Annotated in this window: 6 protein-coding genes and 1 pseudogene; 6 read left to right on the top strand and 1 reads right to left on the bottom strand. The window is 49.4% G+C overall.

Annotated elements, in window-relative coordinates:
- The first annotated feature begins 260 nt into the window (after positions 1–260).
- The 4 genes from C4B57_11415 to C4B57_11400 are packed head-to-tail and all read left to right on the top strand — an operon-like array spanning position 261 to position 3,340.
- Positions 261–2,105, top strand: coding sequence for a 30S ribosomal protein S1 (locus tag C4B57_11415; GenBank protein PXF52154.1), 1,845 nt, complete (start codon positions 261–263; stop codon positions 2,103–2,105).
- 9 nt (positions 2,106–2,114) lie between these two features.
- On the top strand, positions 2,115–2,372 hold the full coding sequence (locus C4B57_11410) for a hypothetical protein (GenBank protein ID PXF52153.1): 258 nt from the start codon (positions 2,115–2,117) through the stop codon (positions 2,370–2,372).
- Positions 2,347–3,051: a signal peptide peptidase SppA gene (gene sppA / locus C4B57_11405; protein PXF52152.1), complete on the top strand. Its 705-nt coding sequence runs from the start codon at positions 2,347–2,349 to the stop codon at positions 3,049–3,051. Before C4B57_11410 ends, sppA begins: the two co-directional genes overlap by 26 nt.
- A 16-nt stretch (positions 3,052–3,067) precedes the next feature.
- Complete coding sequence (locus C4B57_11400; GenBank protein PXF52155.1) at positions 3,068–3,340, top strand: integration host factor subunit beta; 273 nt, start codon at positions 3,068–3,070, stop codon at positions 3,338–3,340.
- Between the two features lie 20 nt (positions 3,341–3,360).
- On the opposite strand, the gene C4B57_11395 is transcribed toward C4B57_11400, so the two are convergent.
- Entirely contained in the window at positions 3,361–3,981 is a 621-nt protein-coding gene (locus C4B57_11395; GenBank protein PXF52151.1) for a threonylcarbamoyl-AMP synthase, read from the bottom strand.
- A gap of 228 nt (positions 3,982–4,209) precedes the next feature.
- Between C4B57_11395 and C4B57_11390 the strand changes: the two genes are divergently transcribed.
- Both C4B57_11390 and C4B57_11385 read left to right on the top strand, forming a co-directional pair.
- On the top strand, positions 4,210–5,973 hold the full coding sequence (locus C4B57_11390; protein PXF52150.1) for a formate--tetrahydrofolate ligase: 1,764 nt from the start codon (positions 4,210–4,212) through the stop codon (positions 5,971–5,973).
- A gap of 46 nt (positions 5,974–6,019) precedes the next feature.
- A pseudogene (locus C4B57_11385) lies at positions 6,020–6,155 on the top strand (4-amino-4-deoxy-L-arabinose transferase).

The raw sequence follows: 6,155 nt of genomic DNA, 5'->3' as shown, positions 1-6,155 counted from the left end.
GCGCAGCGGAGGAGAACGGGGGAGGGTCTCCCATGCTGCAAAGACCTTAAGAAAACAAGGGGCGAGAGCATGTTGGAAGAAGGAGCTCCCCTGTGTGACCGGTTGCCAATGGACCACGGATAGGGTTCACCGGATATTTATATTAATGGACAATAAATTTGAGGCCTATGTAAACTTTAATATTGGTTCTTACGCCATTGAACTTTATAGGCTGTCCTGGTATAAGACAACATTCGTTTTTTTAGGAGGGTTATTGGGTAATGGAAAAAGTGGCGAGTAAGGTAACTCAGGAACAGACTCTAACTGCCGCTCCCGATCAGGGGGACGCAACTTCTCAAGCAGATTCCCAGGTCTTGGAAGAAGATATGTCACCGGAGGAAGCCGGTGACATGGACCAGTTTGAAGACCTTTTCGAGCAGAGTCTTCGTACCTTTCAGGAAGGAGAGATACTTAAAGGTACCGTAGTGAGCATCAATAAAGAATCCGTTATGATAGACGTGGGATATAAGTCAGAAGGCCTGATCCCGATTCGGGAATTTCGTGACGAGGAAGGAGAAATAAAAGTCTCCACAGGAGATACCGTAGAGGTATTACTTGAACGTTGGGACCCTGATGAGGGAATGTTAAGGCTTTCCCATTCCAAGGCCCTTCGCCGTCAGGTGTGGGAAGAACTGACAAAGGCCTTTGAAACAGAGACGCCTGTGAGTGCCACTGTGGTGTCCAGGGTAAAAGGTGGCCTGTCTGTGAGAATCGGCAACTGCAGATGCGGTGTAATGGCATTTTTGCCCTTCTCTCAAATTGATCTCCGGCCTGTTCGTGATCCCGAGACACTCGCAAACCAGACTATAGAGTGTGTTATCCTGAAATGTAATCGCCGCAGAGAGAATGTCGTGGTCTCACGCAGGTTCCTTCTGGAGAAAGAAATGTCTGAGAAAAGGGTTAATACCCTGGCTTCTCTTGAAGAAGGGCAGATCAGAGAAGGAGATGTCAAAAATATCACAGATTATGGCGTATTTGTGGATCTCGGAGGGATCGACGGGCTTCTCCATATCACTGACATGTCATGGGGACGTGTAGAACATCCGTCCAAGCTCTTTAATGTGGGTGACACGATTAGAGTAAAAGTTCTTACATATGATCGTGAAAATGAGAAAGTTTCCTTAGGCATAAAACAACTTACTGAGGATCCTTGGCTGCGAGTGGAAGAAAAGTACCCTGTGGGGGAAAAAGTGACCGGCAAGGTGGTAAGCCTCACGGATTACGGTGTCTTTATAGAGCTCGAGGAGGGTGTAGAGGGCCTGATTCATGTATCTGAGATGTCGTGGACAAAGCGCATACGTCACCCCTCCCAGATGGTTGATGTAGGAGATATTGTCGAGGCAGTTGTGCTCAAGGTGGACTCTGAGTCTCAGAGGATATCTATGGGGCTGAAGCAAATAGAACCAAACCCTTGGGACCTGGTCCGGGAGCGCTATCCAATTGGTACAGTGATTGAAGGAACAGTAAAGAATATCACTGATTTCGGTCTGTTTATAGGCATTGAAGAGGGTATAGACGGGCTTGTTCATATCTCCGACCTCTCCTGGAGCAAAAGGATCAAGCACCCCAATGAGATTTACAAAAAAGGGGAGACTATCCAGGCCGTAGTGCTTAATGTCGACAAGGAAAAAGAACGGTTTTCACTGGGCGTTAAACAGCTTCATCCTGACCCGTGGGAATCGGCTCCCGAGAGATATCCTGTTGATAGCCAGGTCACCGGTAAAGTGACAAATGTGACGGATTTTGGGGTATTTGTTGAGCTTGAAGAGGGGGTTGAGGGCCTGATTCACATTTCTGAGTTGGGGCCCGGGAAGATCAAGACGCCGGTTGGAATGTTTCAGGTAGGAGATAAAATCAGTGCCAAGGTTATCCATGTAGCCCCTCTGGAAAGGCGTATCGGGCTCTCTATTAAGCGAATATCTGAAGATGAGGAGCGTTCACATTTTGATGAGTACGCCGGCAACAACAAATCTGCCGGCACTACTTTGGGCAGCTTGCTGCAGGAAGAAATAGTACAGCGCAATCGTGCCCGCTCCGAAAAAGACAACAGGAGCCGGGAGGAATAAGCCGGGATCATGCAAGAGTTGCAGGCGCGCAAAGAACGCAGATATGCCCATCCGTTATTGGTAGTTCTTGCCACCATCGGAGGGCTCACCGTAGTCATTATGATAGCGTTTTTTCTGTCAGTATTATGGGCAACAAAAGGCATGTTTACCGGTCCTTCTGTCTACCACGGAGATAAAGTCGGAGTGGTGGAGATCAAAGGACTCATCACCGAGCCTGAGGCCACTTTGAAGGCCCTGAGGGATTTTCGATACGATCAGAAGATTTAAGGCCGTTGTAATCCGCATAGACAGCCCTGGTGGTGCAGTTGGGGCATCCCAGGAACTTTTTGAAGAGGCCCTCAGGCTGAACAAGGAAAAACCCGTAGTGGCTTCCCTTGCCACAGTGGCGGCATCAGGTGGATATTATGCATCCTTAGGTGCCAGGCACATTGTGGCTAACCCGGGCACGGTGACCGGAAGTATCGGGGTTCTTATGAAGGTCCCCAATATAGGGGCTTTGCTGGAAAAACTCGGGATAAAGACAACCGTGGTCAAGAGCGGGACTTTCAAGGATTTGGGCTCCATCACCAGGGATATGACAGAAGATGAACGGGCATTACTCCAGGAAGTAATACAGGACATTCAGAAGCAATTCATAACGGCGGTAGCCAAGAGCAGAAAGCTTCCCGAAGAGCAGGTTTCGGCCCTTGCTGACGGGCGTATCATGACAGGCCATCAGGCCCTGGATGCCAAACTGGTAGACGAGTTGGGCAATTTCAGCGTAGCCGTGGATAAGGCTGCAAGTCTGGCGGGAATAGAAGGCAGACCTGAGCTTATCTACCCCGAGAGAGATCGCCTTTCAATCATAAGAGATCTTCTACGGGAAGAAGGAGCAAAGACCTTGGGCAATGTCCTTGGTCAGTTACTAAGATCTCCCGCAGGTAATTCTGTTTCCTATGGGATCTGAGCAGCAGCCACGGTCTATATTGAAGGGTGATCTTATTGCCCGGTTGCAGCATAATTTTCCTCAGCACCTGAAAAAGGACCTCAAAACCGTTGTAGATATGGTCTTCGATGCGATGATTTCAGCGCTTAAAGAAAAAGGAAGGATAGAGATCAGGGGCATAGGAAGTTTTTCACTGCAAAGGCAAAAGGGACGGGAATTCGTGAACCCCAAGACAGGTCTGCTGACAATATGTCCTTCAAGCTATCGCATAATTTTCAGGGCGGGTAAGGAACTAAGGTCTGATGACTAATGCTCCATTCCCCTGTCTCTCTATGCCTTCTTTTCTATAAAAGCCGAGACATCACCCTTACCCTTTCTGAGCACCAGTGTCTCGTCATTCACCAACGATATCACGCTTGATGGTACCGCTGGGATAATTCCACAGTCTATCACCATAGCCAACCTCTTTCCCAGGACTTCATTAATCTCTTTGGGATCTGACCATACAGGTTCATTGCCTATGCCTGCCGAGGTACTTATAAGCGGGTTCCCAAGGGCATCAGCTATTGCTTTACAGACCGGGTGATCTGGAATACGAATTCCAACGGTGCGGCGTTTTGTAAGCATCATCTTGGGGACTTCCCTGGATCCCTCCAGGATAAAGGTGTAAGGGCCCGGCAGAAACCGCTTCAATATTCTGTAGGCATAGTCTGTCACAAAGGCATATCTGCTTATGTCTCTCAGATTTGCGCACACAAAACTGAAGGGTGTGCTTTTATGAAGTCCCTTGATTTGGTAAATGCGTCCGATAGCTTTTTTGTTAAAGATGTCAGCTCCTATGCCATAACAGGTATCTGTGGGGTATACGATTATCTCTCCCCTCCTCAAGATCTCTGCAACCATGTTTATCTGGCGTGGACTGGGTCTTTTGGGATCTATTTCCAGCAGCAATTTCTATCCTCCATGTTTTTTTCTACATTTATTGAAAAAAAACCCTATTTAGAGTACCTAATATGACCTGTGATTGGCAAATTCAGTTTCGGTTATTAACCTGATACTGAATCAAGATTCATAAACCCGGACATTCTCCTCTATCAGGAACCTTATTAAATAAATGGGAATCTCCATTTATATCATGTCCGGGTCTGCGTCCAGAAATTTTTCATAAGGAGAATTTTTATGAAACTAGACCCAACTAAAATGAAAGACTGGCAGATTTCCGAAGCTGCCGAAGAAAACATGAAGACCGTATATCAGCTTGGCGAGGAACTGGCCCTTGAAAAGGAAGAGCTTCTTCCGTACGGCCATTACGTAGCAAAGATCGATTATGCCAAGGTATTGGAACGTCTCAAGGGCAGACCGGACGGAAAATATATCGACGTGACTGCTGTCACGCCGACTCCTCTGGGTGAAGGTAAAAGCACCTGTGCAGTAGGTCTGATGGAAGGTCTCGGCAAGAGGGGCAAGAAAGTGATGGGAGCTATACGGCAGCCATCCGGAGGGCCCACTTTCAATATCAAGGGCAGCGCTGCAGGAGGGGGGCTTGCGCTGGTCATTCCGCTTTCGAAGTTTTCTCTCGGACTCACAGGCGATATCAACGCCATCATGAATGCCCATAATCTGGGCATGACCGCCCTTACTGCACGCATGCAGCATGAATCGAACTACACAGACGAACAGTTGGCCAGGAGGGGGCTGAAGCGTCTCAATATCCACCCCAAGAGCGTGGAATTCAGGTGGATAATCGATTTCTGCGCCCAGGCCCTGAGGAACATAACTCTGGGAATCGGGGGCAGAATGGATGGTTTCACTATGCAGAGCGGTTTCAACATAGCCGTCAGTTCGGAAATCATGGCGATACTCGCGGTAGCGAATGACCTCAAGGATCTCAGAGAACGTATAGGCCGGATAGTCCTTGCCTATGACCGTACAGGAAAGCCTGTTACTACAGAGGACCTTGAAGTGGCCGGCGGCATGACTGCCTGGATGGTGGAGGCCATTAATCCCAACCTCATGCAGACTATTGAAGGCCAACCTTGTATGGTACATGCAGGACCGTTTGCAAACATTGCCATAGGTCAGTCTTCGATCATTGCCGACAGGATCGGATTGAAGCTTACCGACTACCTGGTAACTGAGAGCGGCTTTGGCGCTGATATAGGCTTTGAGAAATTCTGGAACCTCAAGTGTCGCTTCAGTGGGCTAAAGCCTAACTGTGCAGTGGTAGTGGCCACCATCAGGGCGCTTAAATGCCACGGCGGAGCCCCCATACCCCGTCCCGGTCGCCCGATGCCAGAGGAGTATAATACTGAGAATGTAGAGTGGGTGGAAAAGGGATGCGCAAATCTGATCCATCATATCGAGACGGTGAAAAAGGCGGGCATCAACCCGGTGGTCTGTATTAACGCTTTTTATAATGATACAAAGGATGAGATCGCCATGGTGCGCAGGCTGAGCGAGCAGGTAGGAGCACGGGTGGCAGTATCAGAACACTGGCTTAAGGGTGGAGACGGTGCGCTGGAATTTGCAGACGCGGTTGTCGAGGCCTGTGAAGAAGAGAACGAGTTCCGTCTCCTTTACGATCTTGACATGCCGATTCGCGAGCGCATAGAGCTGATCACCAGGGAGGTCTATGGCGGTGACGGCGTAACTTACAGCCCGGAGGCCCTTGCCAAGGCCAAGGCCATGGAACAGGATCCCGAGATTTCCAAGCTGGGGACCTGCATGGTAAAAACCCATCTCAGCCTTGCAGACGATCCGAACGTCAAGGGTGTACCCAAGGGATGGAATCTCCTTGTACGGGACATCTTGACTTACAAGGGTGCGGGTTTTGTGGTCCCGGTCGCCGGCGCCATAAGCCTCATGCCCGGAACCGGCTCTGACCCTGCCTATCGCAGGATCGATGTAGACACGGATACCGGAAAGGTCAGAGGTCTCTTCTAAACCAGGGATAAGCGCCTCGCCCCTGGAGAGATTGCTCCGGGGGCTTTGGGCCACTCAAAATATCTTACCCATCGGGGTCAAAGTGGCACTGAACCCCTTTGTAATGGCAGGTATACTCTGTTACGTGATGAGTGTCATCGTGTGGCTGATGGTCCTCTCCAGGGTGGACGTGAGCTATGCCT

This window comes from Deltaproteobacteria bacterium (genome assembly GCA_003194485.1).
GTDB lineage: Bacteria > Desulfobacterota > Dissulfuribacteria > Dissulfuribacterales > UBA3076 > UBA3076.
The sequence above is the reverse complement of the archived record's forward strand: the minus strand, read 5'-3'. Positions and strand labels throughout refer to the sequence as shown.